Origin of the sequence: Devosia sp. SD17-2 (genome assembly GCF_029201565.1) — a bacterium.
GTDB lineage: Bacteria > Pseudomonadota > Alphaproteobacteria > Rhizobiales > Devosiaceae > Devosia.
In genome coordinates, this window is sequence record NZ_CP104002.1 from 2,805,111 (window position 1) to 2,819,693 (window position 14,583).

Annotated in this window: 21 protein-coding genes and 1 tRNA gene; 10 read left to right on the top strand and 12 right to left on the bottom strand. The window is 59.6% G+C overall.

The annotated features are described in order from the left end of the window. The first annotated feature begins 115 nt into the window (after window positions 1–115). The 5 genes from NYQ88_RS13800 to NYQ88_RS13820 all read left to right on the top strand — a co-directional run bounded on the left by NYQ88_RS13800 (window position 116) and on the right by NYQ88_RS13820 (window position 4,051). Window positions 116–1,195 carry a LacI family DNA-binding transcriptional regulator gene (locus NYQ88_RS13800; protein ID WP_275651702.1) on the top strand — a complete coding sequence of 360 codons (1,080 nt, stop codon included), beginning with the start codon at window positions 116–118 and terminating at the stop codon, window positions 1,193–1,195. A 119-nt stretch (window positions 1,196–1,314) separates the two neighbouring features. Beyond that, a tRNA-Arg gene (locus NYQ88_RS13805) sits at window positions 1,315–1,391 on the top strand. A 1-nt stretch (window position 1,392) separates the two neighbouring features. Beyond that, the gene (locus NYQ88_RS13810) at window positions 1,393–2,400 is read left to right on the top strand and encodes a site-specific integrase (protein WP_275651703.1); all 1,008 of its coding nucleotides are present in this window, start codon (window positions 1,393–1,395) and stop codon (window positions 2,398–2,400) included. 63 nt (window positions 2,401–2,463) lie between these two features. Next, window positions 2,464–3,312 carry a hypothetical protein gene (locus NYQ88_RS13815; protein WP_275651704.1) on the top strand — a complete coding sequence of 283 codons (849 nt, stop codon included), beginning with the start codon at window positions 2,464–2,466 and terminating at the stop codon, window positions 3,310–3,312. A gap of 337 nt (window positions 3,313–3,649) precedes the next feature. After that, entirely contained in the window at window positions 3,650–4,051 is a 402-nt protein-coding gene (locus NYQ88_RS13820) for a hypothetical protein (RefSeq protein ID WP_275651705.1), read from the top strand. Between the two features lie 182 nt (window positions 4,052–4,233). On the opposite strand, the gene NYQ88_RS13825 is transcribed toward NYQ88_RS13820, so the two are convergent. The 5 genes from NYQ88_RS13825 to NYQ88_RS13845 form a co-directional block, all read right to left on the bottom strand. Then, window positions 4,234–4,476 (bottom strand): hypothetical protein, encoded by a 243-nt coding sequence (locus NYQ88_RS13825; protein ID WP_275651706.1) that lies wholly within the window; start codon window positions 4,474–4,476, stop codon window positions 4,234–4,236. Further along, entirely contained in the window at window positions 4,473–4,598 is a 126-nt protein-coding gene (locus NYQ88_RS13830; protein ID WP_275651707.1) for a hypothetical protein, read from the bottom strand. The genes NYQ88_RS13825 and NYQ88_RS13830 overlap by 4 nt, the downstream gene beginning before the upstream one ends. Next, window positions 4,595–5,464 (bottom strand): hypothetical protein, encoded by an 870-nt coding sequence (locus NYQ88_RS13835; protein WP_275651708.1) that lies wholly within the window; start codon window positions 5,462–5,464, stop codon window positions 4,595–4,597. The genes NYQ88_RS13830 and NYQ88_RS13835 overlap by 4 nt, the downstream gene beginning before the upstream one ends. Beyond that, a complete protein-coding gene (locus tag NYQ88_RS13840; RefSeq protein ID WP_275651709.1) occupies window positions 5,461–6,024 on the bottom strand; it encodes a hypothetical protein in 564 nt (187 codons plus the stop codon). Before NYQ88_RS13840 ends, NYQ88_RS13835 begins: the two co-directional genes overlap by 4 nt. A 73-nt stretch (window positions 6,025–6,097) precedes the next feature. Next, on the bottom strand, window positions 6,098–6,259 hold the full coding sequence (locus NYQ88_RS13845; RefSeq protein ID WP_275651710.1) for a hypothetical protein: 162 nt from the start codon (window positions 6,257–6,259) through the stop codon (window positions 6,098–6,100). Window positions 6,260–6,607: 348 nt separating this feature from the next. Here NYQ88_RS13845 and NYQ88_RS13850 point away from each other — a divergent pair, with 348 nt between their 5' ends. The 5 genes from NYQ88_RS13850 (at window position 6,608) to NYQ88_RS13870 (ending at window position 9,555) form a co-directional block, all read left to right on the top strand. Beyond that, the gene (locus NYQ88_RS13850; protein ID WP_275651711.1) at window positions 6,608–7,195 is read left to right on the top strand and encodes a hypothetical protein; all 588 of its coding nucleotides are present in this window, start codon (window positions 6,608–6,610) and stop codon (window positions 7,193–7,195) included. 202 nt (window positions 7,196–7,397) lie between these two features. After that, window positions 7,398–8,003 carry a hypothetical protein gene (locus NYQ88_RS13855; protein ID WP_275651712.1) on the top strand — a complete coding sequence of 202 codons (606 nt, stop codon included), beginning with the start codon at window positions 7,398–7,400 and terminating at the stop codon, window positions 8,001–8,003. Window positions 8,004–8,330: 327 nt separating this feature from the next. Next, a complete protein-coding gene (locus tag NYQ88_RS13860) occupies window positions 8,331–8,735 on the top strand; it encodes a hypothetical protein (RefSeq protein ID WP_275651713.1) in 405 nt (134 codons plus the stop codon). Between the two features lie 25 nt (window positions 8,736–8,760). Then, window positions 8,761–9,240, top strand: a complete 480-nt coding sequence (locus NYQ88_RS13865; RefSeq protein ID WP_275651714.1) for a hypothetical protein — start codon at window positions 8,761–8,763, stop codon at window positions 9,238–9,240. 39 nt (window positions 9,241–9,279) lie between these two features. Further along, window positions 9,280–9,555 (top strand): hypothetical protein, encoded by a 276-nt coding sequence (locus NYQ88_RS13870; RefSeq protein ID WP_275651715.1) that lies wholly within the window; start codon window positions 9,280–9,282, stop codon window positions 9,553–9,555. Window positions 9,556–9,562: 7 nt separating this feature from the next. Here NYQ88_RS13870 and NYQ88_RS13875 read toward each other — a convergent pair whose 3' ends face one another. From NYQ88_RS13875 to NYQ88_RS13905, 7 genes are all read right to left on the bottom strand, one after another. Next, a complete protein-coding gene (locus tag NYQ88_RS13875; protein ID WP_275651716.1) occupies window positions 9,563–9,949 on the bottom strand; it encodes a hypothetical protein in 387 nt (128 codons plus the stop codon). 40 nt (window positions 9,950–9,989) lie between these two features. Beyond that, on the bottom strand, window positions 9,990–10,376 hold the full coding sequence (locus NYQ88_RS13880) for a hypothetical protein (protein ID WP_275651717.1): 387 nt from the start codon (window positions 10,374–10,376) through the stop codon (window positions 9,990–9,992). Between the two features lie 14 nt (window positions 10,377–10,390). Then, window positions 10,391–10,645: a hypothetical protein gene (locus tag NYQ88_RS13885; RefSeq protein ID WP_275651718.1), complete on the bottom strand. Its 255-nt coding sequence runs from the start codon at window positions 10,643–10,645 to the stop codon at window positions 10,391–10,393. Then, a complete protein-coding gene (locus tag NYQ88_RS13890; protein WP_275651719.1) occupies window positions 10,645–11,376 on the bottom strand; it encodes a hypothetical protein in 732 nt (243 codons plus the stop codon). Before NYQ88_RS13890 ends, NYQ88_RS13885 begins: the two co-directional genes overlap by 1 nt. Then, window positions 11,373–13,406: a tape measure protein gene (locus NYQ88_RS13895; protein ID WP_275651720.1), complete on the bottom strand. Its 2,034-nt coding sequence runs from the start codon at window positions 13,404–13,406 to the stop codon at window positions 11,373–11,375. The genes NYQ88_RS13890 and NYQ88_RS13895 overlap by 4 nt, the downstream gene beginning before the upstream one ends. 460 nt (window positions 13,407–13,866) lie before the next feature. Further along, the gene (locus NYQ88_RS13900; protein ID WP_275651721.1) at window positions 13,867–14,145 is read right to left on the bottom strand and encodes a hypothetical protein; all 279 of its coding nucleotides are present in this window, start codon (window positions 14,143–14,145) and stop codon (window positions 13,867–13,869) included. Next, on the bottom strand, window positions 14,142–14,576 hold the full coding sequence (locus NYQ88_RS13905; RefSeq protein WP_275651722.1) for a DUF5681 domain-containing protein: 435 nt from the start codon (window positions 14,574–14,576) through the stop codon (window positions 14,142–14,144). The genes NYQ88_RS13900 and NYQ88_RS13905 overlap by 4 nt, the downstream gene beginning before the upstream one ends. Window positions 14,577–14,583: the final 7 nt, after the last annotated feature.

A 14,583-nucleotide genomic window follows, 5' to 3' on the forward strand; every position in this document is an offset into this window, starting at 1 on the left:
GCGTGTAATCGATTGCAATTGACCAAAAAGCCCAGTGCAATCGATTTCAGGAGTTTCATACAGGACTTGCGGACCTGTCAAGATCGTTTTAGACCCTTTGAAGAATTGACAGCGAATGGGGGCGCTGGCTCACGTGCAAGAACCAAGAAAAACGCCGACAATCCAAGACGTTGCGCGTTTTGCGAAAGTCTCTACAGCAACAGTGAGCCGCGCCCTGTCCGCCCCCGGCAAGGTGAGCGAGGCAACGCGCGCCCGGGTTTCAGAAGCCGTTCGTGTAACCGGTTACACCCTCAACCAGACCGCCCGCTCGCTACGACGGCGCAGTGCCAAGGCGATCCTTGTCGCCCTGCCCGACATCCGCAATCCGTTCTTCTCGTCCATCCTCGACGCGATCGAACGCGAGGCGGCTTCGCGCGGCTATGGCGTGCTGGTGATCAACCTTTATTTCGGCCGCCAAACCATCGCACGGCTGCAGGATTTCCTGCTTTCAAACCGGGCTGACGGGCTGCTTTTGCTCGATGGCTCGATCGAGGCGGCGCAGTTGCAATTGCTGCGCGACCAGGCGGCCGTGGTGCCGGTGGTCCTGGCCTGCGAGGAAATCCCGAAATCGGGTTTTCACATGGTGCTGACCGACAATATCGAAGCGGCTGAGCGGGCGACTCGCCACCTCATAGACCTCGGCCATACCCGAATCGGCCACCTGCTCGGACCGGAGCAGAATATTGTTTCGCGAGAGCGTCATAGCGGTTTCAACCGGGCGCTCGAAAAGGCCGGACTCGTGCAGCGTCCCGACTGGTGCCTGCGCGGCAATTTCGAGATGGAAACGGGCTATGCGGCAGCGGCGCAATTCCTGTCGCTGCCCGATCGGCCCACGGCATTTTTTGCGGCCAATGATGAATCAGCGATCGGGTTTCTCTCCGGCCTGCGCCAGCACGGCGTCAGTTGTCCGCGCGATATTTCCATCATCGGCTTCGACGATCTGGGCGTGACCCCGCATATCGATCCGCCGCTCACCACCATGCGACAGCCGCGCGAAATGCTTGGGCGGATGGCTGCCGAGGCGCTGATCGACATGATCGAGGGACCGGCAAACCGGGAAAAGCCGCTGCGCGTGGTGCTGCGGAGCGAGCTGGTGGTGCGCGAAAGCACGGGACGCCCACGGACAGTGAACGCGGAAACAGCTCCCCTGCCCTGACCCAATGCACTGGATTTTCCGTGCGAAACGGAAGGTGTTAATGCGCCTCTCTTTGTCGCGTTTTTGGGGCGCAAAACCGTTTCCCCTTTTGAGGGAAACGCTCTAAAGGGAGGGCACGCGGTCCCGTAGCTCAGCTGGATAGAGCAGCAGCCTTCTAAGCTGTTGGTCACAGGTTCGAATCCTGTCGGGATCGCCAAATGTTTTCAAGCACTTACACGTCAAACGCCGCTACCACGCTTCCTGCCCTTTCGCTTCAGGGTAACACAAGGGTAACCATCGGCGACGAGAATCGTCCTATCGGCCTGAGTTCCCGCCGATATGCCCAGGCATCCAAAAGCGACGCCACGTTGCGCGCTTATGGCGCTGCGCTGCGCTCCTTTGAGGCCTGGTGCAAGGGGTTTGATCTGGTGGCCCTGCCTGCTGAAATCTCCACCGTCGCGGACTTCCTTTCAGCTGAGGCTGACAACGGGCTTAGCGTTTCCACCATAGCCCAAAAGGCTGCGGCGATCCGATGGGCGCACAAGACCGCTGGCCTACCCTCCCCGACTGAGGCAGAAGCTGTCCAGAACGTCATGCGGGGCATTCGACGGTCCGTCGGCGTGGCGCCGAGGCAGAAAGCCCCGGCGACCGCAGAGTGCATCCTGACCATCCTGGCGCACGTTCCTGCCACGACACTGGTAGGCAAGCGCGACCGCGCCCTCTTGCTCCTCGGTTTTGCCGGCGCCTTCCGGCGCAGCGAGATCGCCAGCCTGATGGTCGAGGATCTTGCCTTCGGAGAGAATGGCGTCGACGTGACGATCCGCAAGAGCAAAACGGACCAGGAAGGCCGTGGCCAGGCCGTCGCCATCCCACATGGTGTGCACCTCAAGCCCGTTGAAGCGCTGCAGGCATGGCTCGCTGCGTCTGGCATAAAGAGCGGCCCGGTATACCGCGCCGTCAGCCGTGGCGACAAGATGGGCAGAGAAGCCATTACCGGCCATACCGTCGCCAACGTGGTCAAGCGCTACGCTGGCAAGGCAGGGCTAGCCGTGGCTGATTTCAGCGGACATTCGTTGCGCGCCGGCTTTGTGACCTCGGCAGCCGATCGCGGCGCCGACCTCAACCGGATCATGGACGTATCGCGCCATGTGGACCCGCGCACCGTCCGCACCTACATTCGCCGAGCTGATCGGTACAAGGATCACGCTGGCAGCAGCTTTCTTTGACGTAACATGACTATCGCCTTCGACTGAGAATCGAATAGCCATTGCTTAGCTGGGAGGAGCTGCATGACTATTTGCGTCGGCGTGAAGGTCAACGACTGCATTGTTTTCGTGACCGACAGCGCATCATCTATGCTCACCAAAAATGAGGCAGGCCAGGACACTGTTGTGCGCGTGTACAACCATGGCGACAAGATATTCAACCTTTTCCGCGGCTTGCCCATCGTCGCGATGACTTGCGGCCTGGGTAATTTTGGACGGCAGTCGATCAGCACTGTGGTTAAAGGCATTCGCGCCGAAATGATGCAGCCAGAGTCTGGAGTGTCGCCAGACAACTATACGATCGAGCAGGTCTCTACCTTCGTGTACGAGAGGTTCCTCGCCAAGTTCGAGTTGCTCGACGAGCGGGTTCGCAACGAAGCGTCGTTCGAATTCTTCATTGGGGGCTATTCTGCCAATGCAGACGAAAGCGAGATATGGAAGTTCCAGTTCTCTCTGGGCACCATCAGCGCACCTCAATGCATTCTTGGCGCTGGGTTGAGCGACGTCGTATGGGCTGGCCAGCCTGAAGCCTGCATCCGGCTGGTGCTAGGCGTGTCGTCCGCAACTTTCGGCGCTCTCAAAGACGCTGGCCTTACTGACGAGCAAGCCCATGCACTGCAGCAAAACATCATGCGTAACTCTGCCGCAATTGTCATAGAGCCCGCTATGCCTGTACGTGACGCCATCGATCTTGGACGATTCCTGGCCCAGACGACGGTTTCGTTTACCAAATTCTTACCTGGCGTTGCGACCGTGGGTGGAGAATTGGACATCGCGACTGTAACCAAATTCGAAGGCTTCCGTTGGATAAAGCGAAAGCACTTCTATCCGCGTGACCTCAATCAGGAGACTGACCATGTCGGGCAAAGCTAGTGATACCAAACTGGAAGCGAAGCCGTTCCAGCCTACGCGAATGCCAGCACTGCAGTATCAAACTCCGATAAAGGCACCTCAGGGGCTGAACTCAGCTTCTGCCTCTCAGGCCCAGCGAACGCCGAACCTGGACCTTTCAAACGTGGTTCTCAACCTGAACTGAAGCTGCCAAACCCTAATCTTTATTTTCGATAAACGTCATTATCGAAATTTTGTCACTGCCCTGCAGGTAGTCCACCAAAGCGCGAAGGTTGCTTTGCAATTACCTCGTCATCCATCTTGCGCTTGTAAAGCGCATAGGCGATGCATCAGGAAAAGCGTTTTTGGGGGAATTGGCATGCGCATCGGTGCTTTGGTCTTGTTCGGAGCATTAGCATTGTCGCAGAACGCGAGCGCAGCGCCGGTAACGGTAGCTTGCAGCCTAGTCGACACTTCGACATACGCCACGCGCTACATCGAGGTGGACCAGATTGTGTTCGACGTAGAGGCGCAGTTAGTCGATATGAGGTCCGCGAAAACGGTCGGAACAAGCGACTTCGTCAACTGGATATTCACCACTCGTAAACACGGTCCGTTCGATGATCTTTTCACGATGCGAGGTGGCGCAAACTGGTTTACCGGCGGTGGTGTCTCTAATTCGACGCCGTACGCGATGAAGCTAACGCAGGATGGCCTTTTTGTGATGACCTATGTCTATCGCGGCGGCACTGAGGTCCTTCGATGGCAGTGCGCCGGCTAAATCACCATGAGCTAACGCGGGCAGCAAGACACCTGAACTTCGGATCCGCCCACGTGCTTTGTCAACGCATCTAGCCCATGTGCAGCGCCGAAAGCTGGCCTAACGAGAGTCCAGGAAGCTGGTTTCTGCCGCCCTGATCCAAGTCGTCATGCCGCTAGCGCCCCGTCATTGCGGCCTCTGCGCTATTCGAACAATCGTATTTGCTCCATAATGACGGCTGGCGGCGTCCGGCGGTCCTTCTCCGCCTCATAGACCGCCAGCAGCACATGCTCGGCCAGCTGCTCTCCCGGCGAGTTGCAGAGCAGCCTGAGCTGCTCCGCCTCCTCAATCAACTGTGCATCTGGCAGGGACCGAATGCCGTCTCTGGCCGCCTTGATCGTTTCGTCGAGGCGCTGCGCTGGCCAAGTGAAGAATGGCTGCTTCATGGGCCTGCTCCGAAGAGCACCATGGCGGCGCTGAAGATGAGGCCAGTAGCGGCAGCCAGTCCCCATGCCAGTTCGGTGAGGATGTGCTGGACGCGATACCGAGAGAGCTTGGCCCGGATCATTCTGCACCTCGATCGGCTCGCTGCTGGGCAGCCAATGCCCTAGCCTCTTCTTTCGTGATCCTGAATGTCGGGCCACCGTAGAGCCCCAGGCACTTGTGCACCGCCATAATCTCGTCAGCAGGGACAGCATAGGTGCGCGGCGGGTTATGCGCCTCCAAGAGCACCACTGGCGGCATCGGGTCTCCCTGCGTCCAAAACTCCGAGGGAACCCATCCTTCCGGCAACGGCGTCACCAGCCGTTTGATCATCGCCTGTCGATGGGAATGCCGCGTCAGGTCAGGCTTTCGATACACAGCCACATAATCGCCCGGCTCTGCGGCATCGATGGCCGTCATGTGGAATCGCGCACCATGTGGATACACTGGCTCCAGGCACCTCCCGTCGCCCGTTACGCAATACTGATCGGGCAAGTCGTCAAGCCCCACGGTATCAAGGCCCGGCCCCTCCATCCCGGTGTCAGGCCACAATGCCTCGATGGGACGGCCGCACTCATGCCCCAGGTAGCCGACCACGCGGCCAAGGAGTTTGGCGCGGAGCCCCTCGAGGGGATACGGGCCGTCCACCAGGACCATCCTTTCATTGCCCATGACTTGGCTATGACCGCCGCCGGCGGGGACAACGAACCACGATCCGTGCTTCTCCCGAGCACCGATGATGCTGGGGGGAAGGACTTCATCCCATTGCACCAGATAATCACCGCCATGCACAGGCGTGGTGTCGGCAGGGTCGACAATGACGAACATGCCTCTGAGATAAACGCTGCCCTGATGGGCGCGCCTGACCTGCGCTGCGCGGTATCCCTCTGGGATGGTCGTGAACAGGCGCAGAGCCGAAGTCAGGGACTGGATGGAGACAGGCGCGGTCATGCTGCACCTCCATCGGTGAGCTGCTGAACAAAGACGCTGGCATTTTCCGGTGTGGTTTTGACGTCCCTGACAACCAGAAGGAATTGATGACCTTCACCCTGGCACGCCGCTGTGCGCCACTTGCCGGGGCTGGCCTCACAGAGAGCCTCAGCGAGCTTTTGCTGGTGATAGTTTGCCCGTTCGATCGCCGGCAGTCTTTTCAGCCAGGCCTCGAGGTCGAACGGCGCGGGTGTGCGCAGCAGGGTGATGGCCTTCCGAACATCACTGGTCGGCATCAGCATCGCTAAGGGGCGATCTTCCTTGCTGGGGCCAATGACGGCGGTGAAGGTGCCCATCAGCTCGGTGTCGAGGATCTCGGCAATCTCCTGCATGAGGCGATCCAGGCGGGTGTTGTTTTCCTCTACGGCAGTGGCGCTGGCAACGGGGATGGCCATCGCGGCGCCCACCATGGGAAAGGCGCGGATCAATGCTCGGCGCGTGATACCGGGCTCGACCGTCCGGCTGTCGCCGGGCTGGCGTTGTAAGTCTGCCTTGGCGTGGCTATTCTTCTGCTCAGTCATAGCTCGATCCCTTCTTGATCGGGTCTTGATCAGGCTCGGCAGGGGATGGCCGTCCCTTGCCGGGCCGCTTTGTTCAGGCGTATTCAGGAACCTTGGCTGCGGCGCCGCCGGCCAAGACGGGCTTGGGCGATGCTGGCACTGCGAAGGATGCGCCGCTGTCGCGCTCACCGCGGGCCAGGAAAGCGGATACCGCAGGGTTGCGGGCGATCTGGGAGAGATGGAGGGTCTTGCGCATGGAGATTTCCCGTTGCTGTCTTTTGCTTACAGGTGTATGTATCACATACGCTTGTTAGCAGCGTCAACAGGAAAAGATACACTTGTATGCAAAATGTTGATCAGCCAGTTCTCACACCAGAGGCCAACCGCGCGGCCCGCGCCATTCTGAAGTGGTCAGTTCGCGAACTTGCCGAGAAGGCCGGAATAGCTTTCACGACCGTCCACAGGTTCGAGACCAGCGGCCAAGCTACAGATGGGACTAAGGCCAAGATGATTGCTGCCTTTGCCGGCGAGGGTGTGCAGATCATCGACGAAGGTGGGACAGGAGCCATTCTTGTGCCCGGGCGGCGAGATGAGGGGACAGACGATGGACGACCCTAAAGCCTATTTCGCAGCCCTAGCCGCTGACTACGCCAAGCTGCAGGCTGATACGCGCGCTTTTACCCTCGTCGGAGCTTTCATCGGGCATTTTGCTCTATTGGAAGAAAGCCTGGGCGATGCGCTGGGACAGGCACTCGGCGTGGAAAAGGCGCGCCTGTGGATCGTCACCCGGAACATGACCTTTGACGACAAGGTCAAGACGATGCGCACTTTAGTCGACCGTTTCGTGATCAAGGAAGAGCGCGCCAAACACATCGACAGCCTTTGTTTGCGCGCTAGGAAGTTTGGAGAGATGCGCAATATCATCGCGCATTCTCCCTTCCGAGCAAGCCTTCAGAGCGACGGCGTCGAGTTTCTTGTCATGAGCGCCAATAGCAAACTGAAATTCCCGGAAATGGACTGGGAATTGGCGAAGTTCGTAGAGGTCCTCCACGACCTCAACGCCCTGGACGATGAGTTCCGTGCTCTCGAGGTCATCAGTGACCTCGATCGGATAGCATATCAACTCGCAGCCGCCCCTGCATCGTCCGAGGCTGGAATAACGGGAGTGATATTGAGCCAGCCCACGGACTGACTTTGGCGCGCCATACTTTCGATATTTCCGCTTATCGAAGCCAGCGCGGTGAAAGGCTAGCAACGCCTTCTCGACACCCCCTGCTATTCCATGTGAAATGGATTGCCTATTGGCGGGGGACACAATGCAGGGAATAGGAAAACGCTTCCGAACGGCGCTGGCCGCGACTGTAGCGGCCGTAGTTCTTTCGGGATGCGTCGACATGCGACAAGATTTGACGGTAGCAGAGGATGGTTCCGCCACCCTGGCGATCGAGATTTCCGTCGACGCGGCAATGCTCGCTTTGGCTAACCAGAGCAACCCCAGCAACGACTTCTGCAACAGTTCCACCTTCCCTGAGGCCGAAGGCGTATCGACCTCCATGACGAAGTCGACAGAACGCGGTGACTTTATCTGCACCGTCGCGATGACAGGCACAGTGGATGCCCTCGGCAGTATGTGGGCCAGCGCGGCCGAGAAGGCGGCGCAAGCGCCCGGAGCGGTCGGCCAGATGACGATGGCCCTCTTCGAGGAAGGCGACTACCACCGATTTGAGATGACTTGGCCGCTCAGCACAATGGCGCCAGAGAAGCCCGCCAGCGGCGGGATAGACACTTCCGGCATGATGACAGCGATGTTCGCCGGCCGATCGATCTCGATGGGCGTCACGGCGCCGAAGATAATCGAAACGAGCGGTGATCTCTCGGCAGATGGTCGCAGTGCAAGCTATTCATTCCCACTGGCAATGGCAATTCAACGAGGACAGCCAGACCTCAAATTCTACGCTGTTTTCGCCGCGGGCAGAGCCAAGCTGTTTGGCATTTTCTAGCTAGGGCCGATCGTATCGCCGATCTTGGCCTGTGCATCGGCAATATCTTTGGTCGTGGGTGCGGCGGAAACTGATCTTCGGGCACATTCGCCACACGGATGGCCTGCTTGGCCTGATGGGTGGAAAGCCCCGCATCGGAGGCAGCGCACGACCGAGACAAACTAGGGTGGGCGTCCTCCCTAGTTTCGGAGGGCCTGCCACCCTTGCTCGGCTCGATCGGCTTGAGCAACTCCCCTGTGTGACAATTTCCATGTACCCCTACGATCAAAGCGGCTTGATTTTGTACGTCCTCTATTGTCACTCTGACACTATCGAGGGAGAGAAAACTTGCGATTCAATATAGCTGCACTGGCGATGGTAGTATTATCCCTAGCGGCGTGCTCGCCAACGGCGCAAAGCACCCAGAAATTCATCAGCGAGAAGTTCGTCACGCCCTACGCCGAAATCCCGGTCAGCAAAAGCGAGCAGGGTTATATTGATAAGGTGATGGTCGACACCCTCAGAGATCCAAACAGCGTCCAATATCGGAGCGTGAGGGCTACTCGAGCGCAGATGCGATCAGGACCTGTCTCCACTGTTATCTGTGGGATGGTAAATGCCACCAATGGGTTTGGCGGCTATACCGGATTCCAGCCTTTCTTCATTGAAGTGATCGACGGCAAGACTAGCTGGCAGCACAACAATTCCGACATCTACACGGTTTGTCAGGGTGCTGGCATACCGATCGGATAAGGTCACATTGAGGGAGGGGCCGAATATGAATTTTGCTATGGAAGCAACATTCCCGCCAGGGGTTCTTTTGGGAACGAGAGGTGTTCATCGGGAGGTCACCGAGCAAGAGTTCGTTCTGGTGCTGAGCGGCGATAACGCTCTCGCAGTCGATCTCATCAAACGCGCCGTGGGTGAAAAGGCCGCTCAGCGCCATTTCGCGTACAATGTTGAGGACGCCGATCGCTGGTTCCGAGAAACAAGTGTGACTGGAAACGGTGAGGTCCAACAGTTCATCGACACCCTGGCATCTACCCAGCGCCAACTCGGATCGGTTCGCATCACCGGCGCAATTCTCCGATTTAAGTCGTTTCAACTTGCCAGCTTCTGGATTGAGACTGCGGAAGGCGACCGTGCTCGCGTTCTAACTGGGGAGAGCGAAGAGGGCGGGAGTGGATTCTATCCGTACGGTCCTAACTGGCAATTCAGGCCCGTCGACATAGCGTCGGCGATCTTCGCGCACCATTGACCAAAACAAGCCGTCCTAACCGAGGAGAACCCAGCCATCATGGCAGACAAGATCCGGAAAACGATGGTCACTTTCGAGGTGCCAGCGCACACTTCGCCGGCACCGGGTGATTTGCCCCCTGGCAAATACAGGGGCACTAAAGTTGAGCGGGGTGTGCACATGCTCGGAGGGCTTAGCTGGACCGCCCCAACATACAAATTGGAGGTTCCTCAGCAAACGCTGGCAAAGATCGCTGGGATGGAAGACCTGCTCGGGCTGGAGATGGATGTGACAGCTGAAGTCAGAGCCGGAGAGATCTTAGTAGTCGGAGACTGAGCCCTTCTCACCCATCCAGAACCGCGCCGAACAGATCGTCCCGGCACAGCGTCACGGCCACCTTCTGCAGCAGTTCTGACAAATCCATGCCGCGGCGCTTTGCTTCGGCCGCTAGTGCCGTCCTGTGCTTTGCTGCCAACGGCACCGGCACATCGGCATAGGACCGGCGCGTATCGCTGCTACCGGCTTGAATGCCCCATACCCAAATCATATGCGCGATCTGGCTCGGGGTGCTGCCGTCGCTGATCTCCGCCGCGATTGCGGGGGCGGAATAGCCCTTGGCGGCCAGTGCAGCGACCCTCGCGACCTTTCTGTTGGGCCATACGTCCGCATATGGCGGGGTGCCGGGCTTGCCATTGCGGGGAGAGACATTGGGCGCGGCGATATCGGTCAACTTAGCCTCCGGGTAATGTTGGGCAGAGTGCTGGCCGGTCCTAGCCGTCCAGCACGGCATCGAACAGCTCATCCCGACAGATCGTCGCTGTCATCTTGGCAATGAGCTCAGGCATTTCCAGCCCTCTGCGCTGGGCTTCATCGGCAAGCCGGGTGCGATGCATGCCGGTCAGTTCCACCGGCACCGCCACATACGAGTGGCGGCTACCCTTTTGCTTCAGTCCCCAGTCCGACAGCATGGCTGTCACGTCATTTGCTGTGGTGCCGTCTGACATGCTGGAGGCGATGCTCTTCGCAGTGTATCCGGCAGCTGCCATACTGGCGATACGCACGCACTTCGCGTTGCTCCATTGATCGCGGTAAAGTGGGGCGCCGATGCGCCCACGCGGCTGAAGGACGGTCACATTGTTGGCTGCTGCTGCGGTCATTGGGTTAACCTCGCTTAGCTGATCAGTTGGGGAGGAATGGGCAGCCCGGATCGAGGGGAGAAGTCAGGCGCCTTCTGGTGGATATCCCAGTGAACCACCAAGCCGGTCTCGGCCTCATAGTCCTTCGCCATCTGCTCGGCATCGTGCCAGGCAGCGACGGCCACATCGCACCCTTGGCAATAGACGATGCTGTCGCGGCTCGGAACCGCGTCCCTGAAATAGAAGCGCCGGGAATCGCACTCGTTACATTTCATGTTCGCTTCAGACATCAGCTTGCCTTCCTCTTCTTGGCCTGGGACTCGGCGGCCCGGCGCTGTTGACGTGACATTGGACGGCCAGCGATCGAGCTGATGTTGGCCGGAGCCTGCAGGTTCAGCTTCTGGCCGATCCGGTCATTCCAGTTGTGGATTTGCTCGGTGACGATATGGCCAGGCCGCAGGACGGTGTGTTCAACAGCGCCGCCGACCACGGAAAACTCCGTGTCTCCGCTCTTGTGGCGGAGGCCTTCCATTAAGGTCGGCCCCATAGCGCGGACGCCGCCGCGCTCGACGATCTGCTGCCGGACACGCTCGTAAAACAAGGCGCCGCACGATACGCCCACGTCCGTCGCGTGGAGCTCGAATGCCTCCATTCCCGCCAGCGGCATGGTGGAGCCGAAGTGGATGATGGGGCCTTTCGTCTCCGAGAAGCCGGCGATCATCACTTCAAATTTCGAGGCAAAGGTGTCGAAAGTGCCTTCCCTCTCCAGGTTCCGCAGAACCATCCCGATCACGGTGCTGGCCTTGTCGAAATCGTGGAACTGATCGAGGCAGGATTCGACCATCTCCTTGACCTTCTCGCCCATGCCGACGCCGCCACGGGTGACAATCGCGACGTTGTGCCGAGGCAGCGCGTGGACCTTGCGCTGGAAGCCGCGAACGACGCCCTTCTGGTCATACTGTGCGGTGTCGGTGAGGATCTCGATCCGGTCCTCGAGGCAGAGCCCGATGTATGCTGTCATTGGACTTCTCCGAATGCGCTGATGTCTTCAATCGCTCCGTCAAAGCAATCCTCAAGGGACGCCCCAACGGTCTTCTGCAGCTCTGTGGCCATGTTTCGAGCCGACTCCTTGGTCTGGTCCTCAAGGCGCCGGACGCCCATCTCGGAGGCCTTGAAGAGGTCGGCAATCTCGTCTTGCACCGCCTGGCGCTGGAAATCGTCCAAGGCGTCCCCGTATCGGGCGAACGCCGCTGCAAGGGCTTCCGCCTCCCGCCGCGCGTACTCGCCGGGGAACATCGATTCTGCGAGCTTGTCAGCCGTGGAGATGAGGTCATTAAGCGCCGTATTGGCCTCACCCGCAGCGCCGGCCAAACCGCTGCCAGCACCGCCGGTGCCGATACCGGCACCGAGTTCGCCGGCCAGGCCCGCAATCCCGCCTGCGGCTCCTTCAGCACTGCCCCACATTTTGCCAAGAGCGTCGGAAACGCCGTCGAACATGCCGCCGAGGTAATCGACCTGACTATCCTTAAAGGCGCCTGTCACGGCCCCGCCCAGAGTGGCTGCAATGTCCTTCGAGCTGACCTCGACGTCATGCTTGAAATTGGTCAGGTCGAGCTTAATCAGGTCGAACACTTCGCCGGTAAGTGGATTGGTCCACTTGACGGCTGCCCCTTCGAAGCCGGACAAAAATGAGTTCCACGCTTCTTTGCCCAGCGCCGCCATGAACTGCGGAAAGATGCCCCAGGCAGCCGATACGGCCTTCACCGCGCCGACCATGGCGCCAATGATCCAGTTGGCCCCAGTGCGGAACACCTCGACCACATCAACGCCGATCGACTGCTTGATTTCGTCTCGGAAGGTGAAGGCTGCGGTGACGGCCAAGGCGAGGCCGCCGATGAGCAAACCGAGAGGATTGGCCATCATTGCCAGTCCAATCGCTTTGATGCCGCCCACGACCGCGCCTAGCGCTGGGACGAGGCCTGTCACAATAGCTGTGGTCGCGGCTCCGATCCCAGCGATCAGCGTCGGCCCGGCGAAATAGCCTAGCAGAGCTGCCCCCGCCACGGTCGCCACCTGGCCGATCATTTCGATATTGCTGCCCAGCACCTCGAAGGCGGGGCCCAGAAGAGAGCCGATGATGTTGCCCACGCGGATGACCACATCGGCCGTCTCACGGAAGGCCATGGCCAGCTCGATTGCCTTTTCGGCCAAGGTGCTGGTTACGCCCCAGGCTTGGTCGATGCGCCCAACCCATTCGGTAAACACATTGTTCCAGATCACCCCGGCGTCCGCCAGTGTCGCAGACATGTTCCCGGCCTCATCCCGCAAGGCCTCGAGGTTGCCGATGAGCGCTTTCGCGATCACGTCTGCGGTGATCCGACCTTCGCTGGCCAGGCCACGAAGTTGTCCTTGTGCAACGCCGAGCTGCTGGGCCAATGCCTCGGCCACTCGACCGCCGTTTGTCAGGACGGACTCAAGGCCCTCGCCAGACAGCTTCCCGGTCGCCATCGCTTTCGCCAAGGCATTTTGGACCGATGCTGCCTGCTCACCGCGCGTTGCCGTGATGACCAGGCTGTGGTTGAGGGCTTCTGTAAAATCCGCCGCGCCTTGGGCGCTGATGCCCAAATCCCGAAGAACGCCTACGTTTCTAGAGTACGCATCGACGGTTTGAGAGAGCGGAGAATATGAAGCATTCGCGATGTCGGTCATGCGCTGCATCAGCGCTGGTGCCGCATCCATGTCCTTCACCGCCGCGCCGACCTTGCTCTGTAGGTCTGACCACTGATCAGCGTACGCCTTGAGAGCACCGACGCTCAGCGCCGCCGCCACACCCAAGGCCGCCACCTTCATAAGGTTCAGCGCCCTCGTAGCAACGCCAGCTCCGCGCGCCGCCTTGACGAAATTGTCGTTTGCCGCAGAGCCCAAGCGGCCCGTGCTCTGCTCTGCCTTTTTGGCGAGATCGGCCATTTCGTTGAGATCGCGCTTGACCACACGGGCGCCGGCCTGCGCCTGGGTAGGATCAACCTTGATCGCGATTGTGCGAGTCGTCATAGGGCGGTCCTCCACCAGAAAGAAGAAAGGCGGGGACTGTCGGCAGCCCCGCCCGCCTTGCCATCGGGCAGCAAGACGTTTTCGTTAATCACGGTTCTCGCAAAGTCAGGCATTGGCTCGCTCCCTCAGGGTGGTCATCAGATCGGCTGTGCTAATCCCAAGGATTCGTGCCGTCGCCTCAGCGAGGGATTCCCCGGAGCGCTGGCCACCCCCATGGCTGACAAGGGTGGCCAGCATCTCCCGAGCACCCCCGGCTGCAGGGAAGGACGAATCCACAGCCCGGCGGGTTTGCTCGACGCGTGTCAGGCGAGTGCTAAAGCTGCTCATGCCGGGCACCGCCCTATGTCGAGGATGGCTTGCAGTCGCCCCATTTGGTCGAGTGAAAGGCCGTCGACTGCCCGGGCGAATTTCGCACGCCACAGGGAGAGCCCGACTTCCCGCATGCTGATCTGCAAAGGTGTCATGACCATTCATCCGGGTTGAGGCCCATGGTCACCCATATCGCCATCATGTCCGCCCGCTCATCGTCAGCGATATCGACGATGATTTCCGGCAGGCGCCGGTCATCAGTTGCTGGGTCATCCGCGGCATACTTGAGGAATATCTCTTCGAAGCGGTCCAGCTGGGCATCTGATAAAAGGGTAAGGTGTTCATCCCAGAACGCTTTCTGCTCCGCCGGTGTCGACGCTGCTCGCGCTCGCGTCTGTTCAAGGCGGGATAGACGGGTGCTAATGCTCATCTGGCTAGCCTTTCCTCGAGAGCCTTCAGGCGGGCTTCGTGTTCGGTGGCCTCCACGGCTTTGACATAGCGATCCACGATCGCCGTCAGGTCGCCGGCTTCGTCTGCTGTGATGTCCCCTTCGGCTACGGACTGCATGATGAAGGCCACCACGCCTGGCACATCGCCAACCGACGTCAGCTTGGGCATGTCAGGGAGCGACATAGGACGGCCACGGCGGGCGGGAATGATCCGTTCGATGCAAAGGCGCAAGGCGGTGGAATCACCCTTCTTGGCCAGCGCTATGGCCTTCTTGGTAATCGCCTCGGCATCACCATCGAGCAGGGCTTCGATCGCGAGCGTCGTCTTGTGCCTGGCACCGCGAGGGCGGCCCGGATTGCCAGGTCCGAACTGGCCTTTCTCTGTCCTGCCTGCGGTTGCTGACTTCGACATTGCTGAT